Raw genomic sequence first — 14,076 nt, forward strand, 5'->3', positions numbered from 1 at the left:
TCGGCTCCTGTCGCGCCATCCGGGTGGCGGTGTCAGCCTTGCCGGCGCCGCCACCCCACCAGTTGCCGGATCTTGTCGTCCGCCCCCGGTCCCGCCACGGCGGTGATTTCCTGCGGGCGGAGGGGGCGGCCGTCTTCGGAGCGGACCGCCATCTGCGCCACCGGGCGGCCGGTGGCGGTTTCGGTCAGAAACATGCGCTCGCCGCCGGGATCCGGGGTCCAGCGCTCGCCCCAATGGAGCAGCGCCACCATCACCGGATAGAGGCCGAGCCCCTGTTCGGTCAGGCGGTATTCATAGGACCGGCCGTCGGTGGGCGACGGGGTCTTGCGCAGGATGCCCGCCTCGGTCATCTGCTTCAGGCGGGTGGAGAGCACGCTCGACGACAGGCCCAGATGGTCCTGGAAGGCGTCGAAGGTGCGCATGCCGTTGAAGGCGTTGCGCAGGATCAGGAAACCGTCGATCGACCCCACCACGTCGAGCGCATGGGCGATGCTGCAATTCATCCGATCGAGCGGTTCCCGCGCCACCGTGCTCCCCCTCCCGCGTGCTCTCCTCCCGGCCCGGATATCAGCCGGCGATCATGCCGGCGAGGCGCTGATTGATCAGGCCTTCGGCCTCGGACATGATCCGGTCGATCAGCTCCTGACAGCTCGGCACGTCGTGGATCAGGCCGGCGACCATGCCGCAGCTCCAGGCGCCGGCATCCATCTCACCCTCGATCATCACCCGCGGATAGACGCCGGCCACCAGATCGTGGATGTCGTCGATCTTGAGGTCGGCTCCCTTTTCGCGCTCGATCTCGACCAGCCGGTCGACCGCGGCGTTGGCCAGCACGCGCTCGGTATTGCGCAGCGGGCGCATGACCAGGCGGGTATCGAGTTCGGTCGCGGCCACGATCGCCTGCTTGACGTTCTCGTGGACCGGCGCCTCTTTGGTCGCGATGAAGCGGGTGCCCATGTTCATGCCGTCGGCGCCCAGCGCCAGCGCCGCCACCAGGCTGCGCGCATCGGCCATGCCGCCCGAGGCGACGAAGGGGATGGTCAGCTCTTCCGCCGCCCGCGGCAGCAGGATCATGTTGGGGATGTCGTCTTCACCCGGATGACCGCCGCATTCGAAGCCGTCGACGCTGACCGCGTCGCAGCCGATCTTCTCGGCCTTCAGCGCATGGCGGACCGAGGTGCATTTATGGATCACCTTGATCCCCGCCGCCTTCAGCGCCGGCATATAGGCCTCGGGGCTGCGGCCGGCCGTCTCGACGATCTTCACCCCGCCTTCGACGATCGCCTGGATGTATTCCGGATAGGGCGGCGCCTGGAAGGTCGGCAGAAAGGTCAGGTTCACGCCGAAGGGCTGGTCGGTCATCTCGCGGGCCCGCGCGATCTCGCGCGCCAGAAGCTCGGGCGTCTTCTGAGTCAGGCCGGTGATGATGCCGAGCGCACCGGCATTCGACACTGCGGCTGCCAGTTCGGCGAAGCCCACATAATGCATGCCGCCCTGGATGATCGGATGCCGGATGCCCAGCAGTTCCGTGATGCGCGTCTTCATGAGGCGTTCCTGCCTTCCCGTTCAGGACCGGGGCCTTCGATGGCCCCCGTGTCATTTAGCTTCGATTTTCGAAGCTATCTCCGGGCGCGACGGAAGGCAAGCCCGCGACGGGCGGCACGGCATCACGGGTGGCGCGGATCATCAGGTCGCGCCAGGCCGCCATCGGCCGGACCGGCGCATCGGCGGCAAGCGTCAGACCGGGGGTCAGCCCCTCGGCCTGGAAGGCGCGGATCAGGCCGGCATCGCGGGCGATCACATGGATCGGCACGCTGTGCGGGGCATCGGCCGGGGTGACCAGCGGCGGCTGGTGGTCGCCGACCACGATCATCAGGGCATCTTCCGGCATGCGCTCCACGGCCCAGCGGCCGACCAGGGCCAGGGTATAGTCCAGCGCATTGGCATAGCGTTCCGCCCAGACGGCCGTGTCGCGGGCAAAGGGCTGGCCCTCGGGCGGGGCCGCGGTCTCGAAGATCCACCCGCCGGCGGCGCCCGCCATCGACCAGTCGTCGAGCAGCGGCGGCAGCGGCCCCCAGGGGTGATGGCTGGTGATCATGGCGAATTCGAGGAAGAGCGGCGGCCGGTCGACGGGTGCCTGTTCCTCGGCGGCATAGCGGTCCAGCGCATACTGATCCGGCACCGTCGGCCAGCCGAAAGCCGGGCCGCGATAGTCGAGTGCCGCCGCATCCATCACCCGGTCATAGCCGAAGGCGGCCGCCTCGGGCCAGGTTTCGCGGATGGCCGGCATCAGCGCCACCGTCCGCCAGCCGGCGCGGCCGAACAGATCGACCAGCGTCGTGCGCCCGGCCGAGAGCGCATAGTCATAGGCCCGCTGCCGGTCGAGCGTCAGGCCCGAAAGCAGCGTGCCATGGGCCAGCCAGGACTGGCCGCCGACGACGGGGCTGTCCAGCCAGCCGCTCACCACCCGGAAGCCCGCGGCATCGAGCCTGTGCCCCAGATCCGCCAGCCGCCGGCCCACCGCATCGCGGATCCGCGGATCGTGATGGGCCGACCAGCCATAGCTTTCCATGAAGAACAGGTTCACGTCGCGGCCGCGCAGCCGCGGAAACAGGGCCGGCCCCGGCAGGTGAGCTGCGGGATCATCCGCCACCGCCGCGGCAAGCTCCGCCTCGATCCGGGCCCGTGCCTTCAACGCATCGGCCTGGAAGGCGGCGAGCCGCAGCGCCCCCGCCCCCACCGGTCCGCCGGTCTGGCTGGCGGCCCCGACCACCTGGCCCAGCGCCAGCATGCCGCCCAGCACCGCGACGGTCATCGCCGGCCGGCGGCCGCCGGTCAGATGGCGCCGGGCCAGGATCTGGCCGCGCCGGGCGAGCAGATAGACCGCCACCGCCGGCAGGATCCAGAAGCCGAGCACGGCGGCGAGCCGCGCCGGATCACCCGCCAGCACATCCCAGAGCGCCGGCATCAGATAGAGATCGCGACCGAGATCGAGCGGCCGGCCCGCGGCGGCATGGGCGACCAGATCGGCGCCGCGCAGCAGCACCAGTGCCGCCAGACCGGCCGCCGCCAGCCGGAGCAGGAAACCCGGCAGCCAGCGTTCGGCCTGTGCCGGGCTGCGGGCCAGGCCGCTGCCGCGGGTGACGGGAAAGCCCCCCGGCAGGGCCAGGGCGAGCAGGATGACCGCCGCCACCTCGACCGACAGGCGGAAATGGGCCGGCGTGAACCAGGCATCGAAGCGCGCCGGCATGTTGACCAGCAGGCCGGCCAGGATCCAGACCAGCAGCAGGCGGGCAAGGCCGGCAGCGAAGCTTGTGGGGGGCTGTCTCACCGCGGGGCGATCCTCGGCAGCACGGGAGGCGGGGGCGCAGAAGGCGGGGGCGGCAGGCAGACGCCCTGGAAGTGGAAGAAGATGGGCCGACGCCATACGTGATCAAGCCCATACGCGGTCAAGACGGGGCGCGGTCAAGACGGGGCACGGTCAAGGCGGGGCGCGATCAGGCCCGGCCTTCCGTCTCCCCCCGCGGAATGGCCGGGCCCATGCTGGCCACCAGCCCGTCCCGCACCCGGGCCCAGCCGTCGGGCAGGGCCACCAGCAGCGTCCCATAGAGATCCAGCATGCGGGCAAAGGCGGTGCGGCCGTCTTCCCCCGCGCCGAGCGGCCGGGCGAGGCCGTCCAGCACCGGTGCCAGGGCATCGAGCATGGCGGTCTCTGCCGCAATCTCGTGGGCGAGCAGGCCGTCGCCGATCGCCCGGGCACGATCCGCCGCCATGCCGGCCATGACCGGGGCATCGCCGCGCAGCCGCCGGCGCAGGGCGCGCAGCGGCCGCACCACCTCGGCCCGCCAGCCGGCGGCTGCCGCATCCAGCGCCGCAATGCCATGCGCGTCCAGCCGGCGGCCGGTTGCGGCCACATGGTGGAAGGCCAGGATCAGCACCACATCGGCGCCATGGCCGTCCTGGGCCTCAAGACAGACCTCGCGCGCCGACGGCCGGCCATAAACCGCATGGGCATGGCGGCCAAGGGGGGTTTGCGGCGTGGAGGGGGCAGGCACGGGGCTGGGCATGATGCGCATCTTCCGGCAATGTCTTGAGAGGGGGCGTGCTGGGCTTATGCGTCGGCGCGAGTATACACGGCCGGGCGGTGTTTGTATGATCCGCGGCCCCCGATCCCTCCTGAAGGTCCGGCAGCCGCGCCGGCCCGATCCGCCAGAGACAGAAGGACAAGGCTTCATGACCGGAACGCCCGCCGGAACGCCCGCCGCCACCTCTCCCCTGGTCGGCATCGTGATGGGCAGCCAATCCGACTGGGCCACCATGCGCCATGCCGCGGTGCTGCTGGAACGTTTCGGCATCCCGCACGAGGTGCGCATCGTTTCGGCCCATCGCACGCCGCAGCGCATGGCCGATTACGCCGCCGCCGCGCGCGGCCGGGGCCTGCAGGTCATCATCGCCGGTGCCGGCGGCGCCGCCCATCTGCCGGGCATGATCGCCGCCCAGACCAGCGTGCCGGTCTTCGGCGTGCCGGTGCAGAGCAAGGCGCTGAACGGCATGGACAGCCTGCTGTCGATCGTGCAGATGCCGGCCGGCATCCCCGTCGGCACGCTGGCGATCGGCGAGGCGGGCGCCAAGAATGCCGCCCTGCTCGCCGCCGCCGTGGTCGCCAACCACGATGCCGCCGTGCTGGAGGCGCTGGAAGCCTTCCGCGCCGAGCAGACCGACGGCGTGGCGCTGGAACCGGTCGACGACCAGGCCTGAGCCGCCTTCTCATCTTCCCTCACCCTGTACGGACGACCCCGATGACCGATCGCACCACCACCCCCGCCCCGCTCGCCCCCGGTTCGGTGATCGGCATCATGGGCGGCGGACAGCTTGGCCGGATGGCTGCGATCGCGGCCGCGCGGATGGGCTACAAGGTCCATGTCTATGCCCCCGAAGCGGAAAGCCCGGCCGCCGAGGTGGCCGATGCCTGGACCCGTGCGGCCTGGGATGATGCGGCCGCCCTCGACGCCTTCGCGGCCGCCGTGGATGTGGTGACCTTCGAGTTCGAGAACGTGCCCGCGGCAAGCGTCGCCGGGCTGGCGGCGAAGCGCCCGGTGCGCCCGGCCTGGACGGTGCTGGAGACCACCCAGGACCGCCTGTCCGAGAAGGATTTCGTCAACCGGCTGGGCATCGGCACGGCGCCCTATGCCCGGGTGGACGATGTCGACGGGCTGGTGGCCGCGATCGAGAGGCTGGGCCGGCCGGCCATCCTGAAGACCCGCACGCTCGGCTATGACGGCAAGGGTCAGGCCCGCATTGCGGCCGAGGGCGACATCCGCGCCGCGGCCGAGGCCGCCTTCGCAACGATCGGTGGCCGGCCGGCGATCCTTGAAGGCATGGTCGATTTCGGCTGCGAGATCTCGGTCATCGTCGCCCGCTCTCCCGCAGGCGAGGTGCGCTGCTTCGAGCCGGCCGAGAACGAGCATCGCAACGGCATCCTGCATCTGAGCCGCGTGCCGGCGCGGGTGGCCGAGGCCACCGCCGTCGAGGCGCAGCGCATCGCGCTGGCGCTGGCCGATGCCTTCGGTCTGGAGGGGCTGCTGGCGGTGGAGATGTTCGTCACCCGCGACGGCCGGGTGCTGGTCAACGAAATGGCGCCGCGGCCGCATAATTCGGGACACTGGTCGTTCGACGCCGCCGCGACCAGCCAGTTCGAGCAGTTCATCCGCGCGGTCGCCGACCTGCCGCTGGGCGATCCCGCGCGGCTGGTCGATGCCGAAATGGAAAACCTGCTGGGCGACGATGTCGACCGCTGGCGCGAGATCCTGGCCGAGCCGCGCGCCAAGCTGCATCTCTACGGCAAGAGCGAGGCCAAGCCGGGCCGCAAGATGGGGCATGTCACCCGGCTCGGCACCGCGCGCAGCTGACGGGCGGGCGGGGGCTCAGCGCCCCCGCATCCGCAGGGAATTGCGGCCGGCGAAGCGGCTGCCGCCGGGCAGGAAGCGGCGCGGATCGGGCAGCATCTTTTCCACCCGGCCGCGGACCTTCTGGATGCGCATCACATCGGCAATCCGCCGGTCCAGGAAGGCGCGGGTGTCGGCGAAGCCTTCGCTTCTGTCGTCCAGCCAGACCGCGAGCGTCGAGCTGTAGACCGCAGCCAGGGTCGCGCGCTTGGTGTAGAAGCTGAAATCGGTCGCGGTGTCGCCCGCCGCCCACCACATCGCATCGACCGTGCGATAGAGCGTCTTCAGGCCGAGGGCGGCATTCTGCGGCAGGGCGAGCAGGCCGAGCGCGGTGCGGATCGCCTCGCGATGGGGCAGGTTCTGCTCCAGCCGCACCAGAACCGCGGTGGTGATGCGGCTGCGGATCGGCAGCGACGGCAGATCGATCCGCTCCAGCTCCGCCGCCATCCGCCGGTCGGCATAGTCGCAGAAATGCACGATCAGATCGATCCGCCCGCGCGGGAACAGCCGGCGGGTGGCGGCGGCGTCGAAGCCGGCGGCCTGGCCGGCGCGACGGACCAGGTCATCCGTCCAGCCGTCGAAGGGCACATCGGGCAGCGCCTGTTCCAGCACCGCATCGCGGTCGCGGAGCAGCTGCGGCACGCCGGCTTCAAGCTCCCCCGCCCCGCCGGTTTCGGTATCTGAGGGCGGCAGAACCCCGGCCTCGTCGTCAGCGCCCGTCTGGTCGCGGGTACGTCCGTCGTCTGCGGTCATCTTCCGTCTCCCTCAGGATCGGCATGGTCGTCGCGGCACCATGCCAGATCAGCTAGCGTCGCAAGCCTGCGCCGTCAACGGGTCATGCCGCCGCATAAGCCGCATCGAAGAAGGCGCGTTCCGCCGAAACCGCGCGCCGGAACAGATCTTCGACCCGCGCCCGGGCCGCATCATCCAGCATGGGGCCCACCCGGTCGAGTTCCGAGACCAGCCAGCCCACGAACTCCCGGAAGAACGGGTTGTCGTGGAGCGTGATCCATTCGGCATGCTCGAAGCGCGGCGGCAGGCGGCCTCCGGCCCGCTCGGCCCAGGAGAGATAGCTCCATTCCGCCACCACCAGCACCGCCAGACAGCAGGCATAGTCGGCCGTCAGCCGCGCCTCGGCCATCAGCGCCTTGAAGGTGGCGGTTGCCGGGTGGTCGGGCAGGTCCGCCCGCATCGCCTCGTCCACGCCCAGTGCCTTGAAGGCCCGGAGGAAATAGTCGTTCTCGTCGCTGGTGACCATGGCGGCGAAGCGGCAGAGCGGGATCCGCGCCTCGAAGCGGTCGGCCGAGGCGATGGCCGCGCCCAGCAGGGCCACGAATGCGTCGATGAACCGGTGATCCTGAACCAGATAACGGGCGAGCACCGCATCATCCAGCGTGCCGGCGATCAGCTCGTCGGTGAAGCGGTGGCCGGTGACCGCGCTCCAGTCGGGCTCGGCGGCGGCACGCAGGCTGAGGCTGAAACGCGCCTCGGCGGGGCTGGCGGACATCTGGCATCTCCCTGGGTCTTCTGATCCGGCCACACGCCCTTGCCGGCGTGGGCCCCTTCCCCTATACTCGGTTTCGAACAAACACGCACGCCGTCGGGATCTCGGGACGAGAGGCTGGGAGGCCACTCGTGCCGGCTTTCGTTTCGCAACGGTCGAATCGGTTTGACTTTCATCCGTCGCCCCGGTACCAAAGGCGGCCGATGGTCGCCGAGGGTTTCGGTGGTCGTGATCTGTCGCGGTGCTTCGCGACGGGCCCGGACGGAGGACGTCCGGACCGGGTTTCAATCGACTGACAAGACGGGTGTAGACTTGGTGCAGGTCATCGTTCGCGACAACAATGTCGACCAGGCGCTTCGCGCGCTGAAGAAGAAGATGCAGCGTGAAGGCATCTTCCGCGAGATGAAGATGCGTCGGCATTATGAGAAGCCGTCGGAGAAGCGCGCCCGTGAGGATGCGGAGGCCGTTCGTCGCGCCCGCAAGCTCGCGATGAAGCGTGCGCAGCGCGAGGGCCTGCTCTGAGCAGCAGGCGCGTTCCGCGCCCCGACGACCGGATGCATGCCCTGAAGCCGAACCGGCCAACGGCATGACATGCCTGCCGTTACGAAAGACCGCCCTCCTCGCGAGCGGCGGTTTTTTGTTGCCCGGATTCCGGTGACGGGTCTAGCTTCCGCCGGCGCCCTGCCGTGCCGCCCTCCCCCCCCGGTCGTGAAGGAAGCCCGATGATCCGGCATATCGTGATGTTCAGCGCAAAGACGCCGGCCGATCTCGCTGCGGTGCGCGACGGCCTCGCGATCCTGGGCGGCATTCCCCATGCCCGCCGCTTCGAGGTCGGCACGAATACCAAACGCGATGCGCTGTCGTCGGATGTCGATCTGATCGTCTATGCCGAGTTCGACGACGAGGCGGACCTCGCCGCCTACAAGGCCGACCCGCTTTATGCCGAATCGATCGCCCGCGTCCGCCATCTGCGCGATCTGCGCATCGTGGCCGATTATGTCGTCGAGGATGCCGTCATCGCCGACCGGCGCGGCTGAGACCGGGCAAAGCGCCCCGGCGTCTCTCCGGTCCAGCGCCGGAAGGCGCGGGTGAAGGCGGCGGCATCGGCATAGCCCAGCGCTATCGCCACCCGTTCGACCGCCGCCCCCTCGCCCAACAGTCGCCGGGCGCGTTCGGCCAGTGCTGCATCCCGCCGTTGCCGGAAGCTGGTTCCGGCCGCGGCCAGCCGCCTGCGCAACGACCGTTCCGACATCGCCAGCCGCCGCGCGGCCTGAACCAGATCGACCGGCGGCCCGGCCTCGTCGCGCAGCAGCACGTCGAGTGCCGCCACCGGGCCGCCGACGCTGCGCCTTGCCGCCTCGGCCAGAAAGGCCCGTTCCGCCGTGCGCGTGGCCACCGGATGGGCAAAGGGCAGCGGCCGACCGGCCAGGGCCGCATGATAGACCAGCCGATGTCCGCCGCCCCCGCCGAAGACGAGATGCGGCCCCAGAACCTCGTGGAAACGGTCCCGGTCCTGAACCTCCGGCGGCGGCGGAATGTCGATCCCTGCCGCCATCGGCATCACCGGGGCCGCCAGCAGATCGGCGGTGAGCACGGCGGTCGAGATCAGCCCGCGCGCCACCAGAAAGCGATGCACCGCACGCGGCAGAGAGACCAGGCCGTGATCGTCCAGGGTGAAGACGATCGCCTCCCCCGGCGGATATCGGGCGGTGATCGCACTGAACGACAGGCCGAGCGTCGGCAGCCGCGCCCAGAGGGCCAGGGCGTCGGCAAAGGCCGCGCGGGTCAGCATAGCCCAACCGAACAGGCCAAAGGCAGAGACGCGATAGCACAGCCCGGTTTCCAGCCCCAGCAGGGCCGGATCCTGGTCCGGCAGGGCGCGCAGCACCGCTTCGATCACCGCCAGTTCCTGCCAGGCCAGCACCGGGGCATCGGCCGGCCGCACGGCGTCCAGCCCGCCCGCGGCCGCGAGTGCAGCGGGATCGAGCCCGCGCCCGCGGGCCATCTCCAGGATGTTGACCACGCCCACCGGATCGCGCCGGTCGCCGGCATGGACCATCGCCACCCTCCTCGTCTTCAGCGGTCGATCTGGCCGATTTTATCAAGAATCCGGCCGGCTCCGCCATGGCCGCCCGGCCCTTCCGGCGGCACTCTCAACCTGTCGAAGCCGGCATCACGAACCGGCCGCCCGAAGGGAGGACATGCCCGATGACCGCCAATCCGTTCTTTTCGGCCAAACCGCCGACCGCCCGCAGCAATGCGCCCCGCCCGTCGGCCCATTTCACGGCCCGGCCCCTGACCGGTGCGCTGGGTGCAGACATCACCGGCATCAACGTCGCCACGGCCCCGGATGAAGCCATCGCCGATCTGCGTGCGGCCCTGGTCCATCATCAGGTGCTGGCCATTCGCGGGCAAAGCCTCGATCCGGCGGGCATGGAGCGGGTGGCGCTGCGCTTCGGCGCCTTCGGCCAGGATCCCTACGTGCGCCCCCTGCCCGGCTTCACCAATGTTCTGCGCCTGCTGAAAACGGCGGACGAGGCGCATCCCAATGTCTTCGGCGAGGCCTGGCACAGCGACTGGTCGTTCCTGGACACGCCGCCGGCCTTCACCCTGCTTTATGGCCACGACGTGCCCGACTGGGGCGGCGACACCATGTTCGCCAGCCAGATCCGCGCCTGCGAGGCGCTGAGCCCGGCCATGGTCCGGCTGCTGGAACCGCTGAAGGCGGTGCACAGCGCCCGGCGCGGTTATGGCCCCGCCAGCCGCGAGGCAGTGGCCGACCGGCTGCCCAATATGGACATCGTGGTCAGCGAGACCGCCATGGCCACCCGCCTGCACCCGGTGATCCGCACCCATCCCGAAACCGGCGCCCGCGCGCTCTATGTCAGCCCGGCCTACACCATCGGCCTCGACGGCTTCACCGATGCCGAGGCCGAAGCCCTCCTCGGCTACCTCTTCCAGCTCTCGGTCGACCCGCGCTTCACCTGCCGGGTGCGCTGGGAACCGGGCACGCTGACCATCTGGGACAACCGGTCCGTGCTGCACCTGCCGATCGGCGACTATCACGGCGCCCGCCGCGAGATGTACCGCACCACGGTGGCAGGGGATGAGCCGGTGTTGACGCCGGTGTAAGTGCAGGGGCGGGAGCCCGTCACCGTCCGGATCAACCGGTTCCGTCGTCAAGACCCCGATCATGGACGCGACCGGCCCTTGCATCTGCCATCCCGCGATGCAGGCGCTCTGCGTTTCGCGGAGAGCGGAGCAAATGAAGGGTCTCGATGAGACCTCCCCAGCTACGACGCGACAGGATCACGACCGGCTCTCGTCCATCAGAGCGGCTGACAAGGACGGGCTCTCCGCCATGTGCGACTTCATCACAGATGGCATCAAGAGACTCTGCAAACTCGCGCTGATTGACGATGCGCATGTCACCTCTCCGGAGCCGCACCTCTTTCTGCAGTTTACGAAAAAACGCGGCCCCCGTCTCCGGAGGCCGCGTTTTTCGTCGTCTGATGCGTCGTCGTGGACGCGGTCGGGCGGTGCCTGATCAGGCGTGCTCGATCGCCTTCACGATTTCCTCGGTCATCTTCTTGGCGTCGCCGAAGAGCATCATGGTGTTGTCGCGGAAGAACAGCTCGTTCTCGACGCCGGCATAGCCCGAGGCCATGCTGCGCTTGATGAACAGCACCGTGCCCGCGCGCTCGACGTCCAGGATCGGCATGCCGTAGATCGGGCTTGCCGGGTCGGTCTTGGCCGCCGGGTTGGTCACGTCGTTGGCGCCGATGACGAAGGCGACGTCGGTCGAGGCGAAGTCGCGGTTGATGTCTTCCAGCTCGAACACCGCGTCATAGGGCACATTGGCTTCGGCCAGCAACACGTTCATATGGCCGGGCATGCGGCCCGCGACCGGATGGATGGCGTAGCGCACCTTGACGCCCGCCTTCTCCAGCATGTCGGCCATTTCCTTCAGCGCATGCTGCGCCTGGGCCACCGCCATGCCATAGCCGGGGACGATGATCACCGACGAGGCGTTCTTCATGATGAAGGCGGCATCCTCGGCGCTGCCCTGCTTCACCGTGCGGTCGCCCAGATCGGCGCCACCCGCGGCGGCCGAGCTGCCATCGGTGCCGAAACCGCCCAGGATCACGTTGAAGAACGAGCGGTTCATGCCCTTGCACATGATATAGGACAGGATCGCGCCGCTCGACCCCACCAGCGCGCCGGTGATGATCAGCAGGTGGTTTTCCAGGGTGAAGCCGATGCCGGCCGCCGCCCAGCCCGAATAGCTGTTCAGCATCGACACCACGACCGGCATGTCGGCGCCGCCGATCGGGATGATCAGCAGGATGCCCAGCGCCAGCGCGATGAGGGTGAGCAGCCAGAAGGCCGCCGGCGCCTCGGTCAGGCAGAACACCACGATCAGCGCAATCACGGCGATGCCGAGACCCAGATTGATAGGGTGCTGCATCGGGAAGCGCACCGGCGCCGACTTGAAGATGCCCTGAAGCTTGCCGAAGGCGATGATCGAGCCGGTGAAGGTGATCGCACCGATGGCCGAGCCCAGCGACAGCTCGATCAGGCTGTTCACCTTGATGCTGCCGGCGGTACCGATGCCATAGGCCTCGGGCGCGTAATAGGCGGCGATGGCGACGAACACCGCGGCGAGGCCGACCAGGCTGTGGAAGGCCGCGACCAGCTGCGGCATCGCGGTCATCTGGATGCGCAGCGCAATGATCGTGCCCACGGCACCGCCGATGATCACGCCCAGCACCACCAGCCAGTAGCTTTCGACACCCGGCTGGAACAGGGTGACCAGCACGGCCAGCGCCATGCCACCAATGCCGATGCGGTTGCCGTTGCGGGCGCTGACCGGCGAGGACAGCCCCTTCAGCGCCATGATGAAGCAGACGGCGGCGACGAGATAAAGGAGTGAGGAAAGGTTTGCGTTCACGGTTCCGCCCTCAGCCCTTCTTCTTGAACATCTGCAGCATGCGGTTGGTCACCACGAAGCCGCCGAAGATGTTGACCGAGGCGAGCGTGACCGCCAGGAAGCCCATCACCGTGGCGAAGCCGAAGGTGGCAGGACCGGCGGCGATGATCGCACCGACGACGATGATGCCCGAGATTGCGTTGGTGACCGCCATCAGCGGCGTGTGCAGCGCCGGCGTCACCTTCCAGACCACGTAATAGCCGACGAAGATCGCCAGCACGAAGACGGTCAGGCCAAGCACCAGCGGATCGACGCCACCATGGGCGGCGGCACCATCAACGGCAAGGCGGGCGATTTCGGCCTGCGCCTGACGCGCGGCGTCGAGGCTGGCATTGGCCGCCTCGAGATTGGCATCGGCGGCAGACTGAAGCTGGTCGAGCGCGCTCATCACTCGGCCTCCTTGAAGTTCGGATGCACCACGGCGCCGCCCTGGGTCAGCAGCGTGCCGGCGATGATCTCGTCGGCCGTGTCGACCTTCAGCGCCTTGGTTTCCTTGTCGACCATCAGCGTCACGAAGGTCAGCAGGTTCTTGGCGTAGAGCTGGGCGGCATTGACCGCCACCCGGGCCGGCACGTTCGGGAAGGCGACGATGCGCACGCCACCCGGGGTCTCGACCACCTCGCCATGGCGGGTGAGCGCGCAATTGCCGCCGGTTTCCGACGCCAGATCGACGATCACCGAGCCCGGCTTCATCGAGGCCACCATCTCCTCGGTGATCAGCACCGGGGCGGGCTTGCCGGGGATCTGGGCGGTGGTGATGACCATGTCGTTCTTCTTGACATGATCGGCCAGCACCTGCGCCTGGCGGGCCTTGTAGGCGTCGCTCATCTCGCGGGCATAGCCGCCCTTGGTCTCGGCAGAGGCGGCCTCGTCATTGGGCACGTCGACGAAGCTCGCCCCCAGGCTTTCGACCTGTTCCTTCACCGCCGGACGCACGTCGAAGGCCGAGACGACACCGCCCAGGCGCCGCGCGGTCGCGATCGCCTGCAGGCCGGCGACGCCGGCGCCCAGCACCAGCACGCGGGCCGGTGGCACGGTGCCGGCTGCGGTCATCATCATCGGCATGGCGCGGCCGAACTCGGCAGCCGCGTCGATCACCGCCCGATAGCCCGCCAGATTGCTCTGCGACGAGAGCACGTCCATCGACTGGGCGCGGGTGATGCGCGGCACCAGCTCCATGGCGAAGGCGGTCACCCCGGCCTCTGCCAGCCGCTTCACCAGCTCACGATTGGTGTAGGGGCTCAGCATGGCGACCAGGGTCGCCCCCTTGGGCAGGGCCGCGGTCTCGGCCTCGTCGGGTGCCTGCACCTTCAGCACAAGGTCGGCCCCGGTCAGCGCCGCCGCGGCATCGGCGGCGATCTCGGCACCTGCTGCCTTGAACGCATCGTCGGTGATGGCGGCCCCCAGCCCGGCGCCCGCCTCCACCACGACCTCAAAGCCCAGGTCGCGATATTTTTTGACCGTTTCGGGGGTCGCCGCGACGCGCTTCTCGTGCGCGCGGGTCTCCCTCGGAACTGCGATCTTCATGGTCTCTCCGGCCCTCGTTCTGTCTCTGCGGCGCCCCGACGCCGCCGACGCTGCGGTGCAGCAATATTATGAGGCAGTTATTCTTGCCTCAGGTAACTTTGTTTGCCAAG

General features: G+C 69.3%; 16 protein-coding genes. 5 read left to right on the forward strand and 11 right to left on the reverse strand.

The genetic code is table 11. The annotated features are described in order from the left end of the window. Positions 1-32 precede the first annotated feature (32 nt). From WI697_RS21620 to WI697_RS21635, 4 genes are all read right to left on the reverse strand, one after another. Positions 33-527 (reverse strand): winged helix-turn-helix transcriptional regulator, encoded by a 495-nt coding sequence (locus WI697_RS21620; protein ID WP_345959888.1) that lies wholly within the window; start codon positions 525-527, stop codon positions 33-35. Positions 528-567: 40 nt separating this feature from the next. Continuing rightward, complete coding sequence (locus WI697_RS21625; protein ID WP_014744358.1) at positions 568-1,545, reverse strand: NAD(P)H-dependent flavin oxidoreductase; 978 nt, start codon at positions 1,543-1,545, stop codon at positions 568-570. 55 nt (positions 1,546-1,600) lie between these two features. Then, positions 1,601-3,331: an alkaline phosphatase family protein gene (locus tag WI697_RS21630; protein WP_345959889.1), complete on the reverse strand. Its 1,731-nt coding sequence runs from the start codon at positions 3,329-3,331 to the stop codon at positions 1,601-1,603. 166 nt (positions 3,332-3,497) lie between these two features. Further along, complete coding sequence (locus WI697_RS21635; protein WP_345959890.1) at positions 3,498-4,067, reverse strand: TIGR02444 family protein; 570 nt, start codon at positions 4,065-4,067, stop codon at positions 3,498-3,500. Positions 4,068-4,233: 166 nt separating this feature from the next. On the opposite strand from WI697_RS21635, the gene purE reads away from it, so the two are divergent. Further along, on the forward strand, positions 4,234-4,758 hold the full coding sequence (gene purE / locus WI697_RS21640) for a 5-(carboxyamino)imidazole ribonucleotide mutase (protein WP_345959891.1): 525 nt from the start codon (positions 4,234-4,236) through the stop codon (positions 4,756-4,758). A gap of 41 nt (positions 4,759-4,799) precedes the next feature. Further along, complete coding sequence (locus WI697_RS21645; RefSeq protein WP_062768247.1) at positions 4,800-5,909, forward strand: 5-(carboxyamino)imidazole ribonucleotide synthase; 1,110 nt, start codon at positions 4,800-4,802, stop codon at positions 5,907-5,909. A gap of 15 nt (positions 5,910-5,924) precedes the next feature. Here the strand turns inward: WI697_RS21645 and WI697_RS21650 are convergent, their stop codons facing one another. Both WI697_RS21650 and WI697_RS21655 read right to left on the reverse strand, forming a co-directional pair. Further along, positions 5,925-6,698: a COQ9 family protein gene (locus WI697_RS21650; protein WP_062768244.1), complete on the reverse strand. Its 774-nt coding sequence runs from the start codon at positions 6,696-6,698 to the stop codon at positions 5,925-5,927. Positions 6,699-6,780: 82 nt separating this feature from the next. After that, the gene (locus WI697_RS21655) at positions 6,781-7,452 is read right to left on the reverse strand and encodes a TenA family protein (RefSeq protein ID WP_062768241.1); all 672 of its coding nucleotides are present in this window, start codon (positions 7,450-7,452) and stop codon (positions 6,781-6,783) included. A 312-nt stretch (positions 7,453-7,764) separates the two neighbouring features. Between WI697_RS21655 and rpsU the strand changes: the two genes are divergently transcribed. Continuing rightward, positions 7,765-7,971, forward strand: a complete 207-nt coding sequence (gene rpsU / locus WI697_RS21660; RefSeq protein ID WP_014744351.1) for a 30S ribosomal protein S21 — start codon at positions 7,765-7,767, stop codon at positions 7,969-7,971. 200 nt (positions 7,972-8,171) lie between these two features. Further along, positions 8,172-8,486, forward strand: coding sequence for a Dabb family protein (locus WI697_RS21665; RefSeq protein ID WP_345959892.1), 315 nt, complete (start codon positions 8,172-8,174; stop codon positions 8,484-8,486). Here the strand turns inward: WI697_RS21665 and WI697_RS21670 are convergent. Further along, positions 8,444-9,508 carry a helix-turn-helix domain-containing protein gene (locus WI697_RS21670; RefSeq protein ID WP_345959893.1) on the reverse strand — a complete coding sequence of 355 codons (1,065 nt, stop codon included), beginning with the start codon at positions 9,506-9,508 and terminating at the stop codon, positions 8,444-8,446. The genes WI697_RS21665 and WI697_RS21670 overlap by 43 nt on opposite strands. Positions 9,509-9,657: 149 nt before the next feature. Here WI697_RS21670 and WI697_RS21675 point away from each other — a divergent pair, with 149 nt between their 5' ends. Beyond that, complete coding sequence (locus WI697_RS21675) at positions 9,658-10,581, forward strand: TauD/TfdA dioxygenase family protein (protein WP_345959894.1); 924 nt, start codon at positions 9,658-9,660, stop codon at positions 10,579-10,581. A gap of 31 nt (positions 10,582-10,612) precedes the next feature. Here the strand turns inward: WI697_RS21675 and WI697_RS27495 are convergent, their stop codons facing one another. From WI697_RS27495 to WI697_RS21690, 4 genes are all read right to left on the reverse strand, one after another. Beyond that, positions 10,613-10,876: a type II toxin-antitoxin system Phd/YefM family antitoxin gene (locus tag WI697_RS27495; protein WP_385997493.1), complete on the reverse strand. Its 264-nt coding sequence runs from the start codon at positions 10,874-10,876 to the stop codon at positions 10,613-10,615. A 120-nt stretch (positions 10,877-10,996) separates the two neighbouring features. After that, positions 10,997-12,346, reverse strand: coding sequence for an NAD(P)(+) transhydrogenase (Re/Si-specific) subunit beta (locus WI697_RS21680; protein ID WP_385997507.1), 1,350 nt, complete (start codon positions 12,344-12,346; stop codon positions 10,997-10,999). A gap of 64 nt (positions 12,347-12,410) precedes the next feature. After that, positions 12,411-12,827, reverse strand: a complete 417-nt coding sequence (locus WI697_RS21685) for an NAD(P) transhydrogenase subunit alpha (protein ID WP_385997494.1) — start codon at positions 12,825-12,827, stop codon at positions 12,411-12,413. Then, positions 12,827-13,966, reverse strand: a complete 1,140-nt coding sequence (locus WI697_RS21690) for a Re/Si-specific NAD(P)(+) transhydrogenase subunit alpha (RefSeq protein WP_345959897.1) — start codon at positions 13,964-13,966, stop codon at positions 12,827-12,829. The genes WI697_RS21685 and WI697_RS21690 overlap by 1 nt, the downstream gene beginning before the upstream one ends. Between the last annotated feature and the right edge of the window lie 110 nt (positions 13,967-14,076).

The organism is Tistrella mobilis, assembly GCF_039634785.1.
GTDB classification, from domain to species: domain Bacteria; phylum Pseudomonadota; class Alphaproteobacteria; order Tistrellales; family Tistrellaceae; genus Tistrella; species Tistrella mobilis.

Excerpts from the sequence above, each read along its gene's own strand:
- WI697_RS21625 (WP_014744358.1), bottom strand. The coding sequence starts at position 1,545 with ATGAAGACGCGCATCACGGAACTGCTGGGCATCCGGCATCCGATCATC.
- WI697_RS21635 (WP_345959890.1), bottom strand. The coding sequence starts at position 4,067 with ATGCCCAGCCCCGTGCCTGCCCCCTCCACGCCGCAAACCCCCCTTGGC.
- purE (WP_345959891.1), top strand. The coding sequence starts at position 4,234 with ATGACCGGAACGCCCGCCGGAACGCCCGCCGCCACCTCTCCCCTGGTC.
- WI697_RS21645 (WP_062768247.1), top strand. The coding sequence starts at position 4,800 with ATGACCGATCGCACCACCACCCCCGCCCCGCTCGCCCCCGGTTCGGTG.
- WI697_RS21650 (WP_062768244.1), bottom strand. The coding sequence starts at position 6,698 with ATGACCGCAGACGACGGACGTACCCGCGACCAGACGGGCGCTGACGAC.
- WI697_RS21655 (WP_062768241.1), bottom strand. The coding sequence starts at position 7,452 with ATGTCCGCCAGCCCCGCCGAGGCGCGTTTCAGCCTCAGCCTGCGTGCC.
- WI697_RS21665 (WP_345959892.1), top strand. The coding sequence starts at position 8,172 with ATGATCCGGCATATCGTGATGTTCAGCGCAAAGACGCCGGCCGATCTC.
- WI697_RS21670 (WP_345959893.1), bottom strand. The coding sequence starts at position 9,508 with ATGGTCCATGCCGGCGACCGGCGCGATCCGGTGGGCGTGGTCAACATC.
- WI697_RS21675 (WP_345959894.1), top strand. The coding sequence starts at position 9,658 with ATGACCGCCAATCCGTTCTTTTCGGCCAAACCGCCGACCGCCCGCAGC.
- WI697_RS27495 (WP_385997493.1), bottom strand. The coding sequence starts at position 10,876 with ATGCGCATCGTCAATCAGCGCGAGTTTGCAGAGTCTCTTGATGCCATC.
- WI697_RS21680 (WP_385997507.1), bottom strand. The coding sequence starts at position 12,346 with ATGGCGCTGAAGGGGCTGTCCTCGCCGGTCAGCGCCCGCAACGGCAAC.
- WI697_RS21685 (WP_385997494.1), bottom strand. The coding sequence starts at position 12,827 with ATGAGCGCGCTCGACCAGCTTCAGTCTGCCGCCGATGCCAATCTCGAG.
- WI697_RS21690 (WP_345959897.1), bottom strand. The coding sequence starts at position 13,966 with ATGAAGATCGCAGTTCCGAGGGAGACCCGCGCGCACGAGAAGCGCGTC.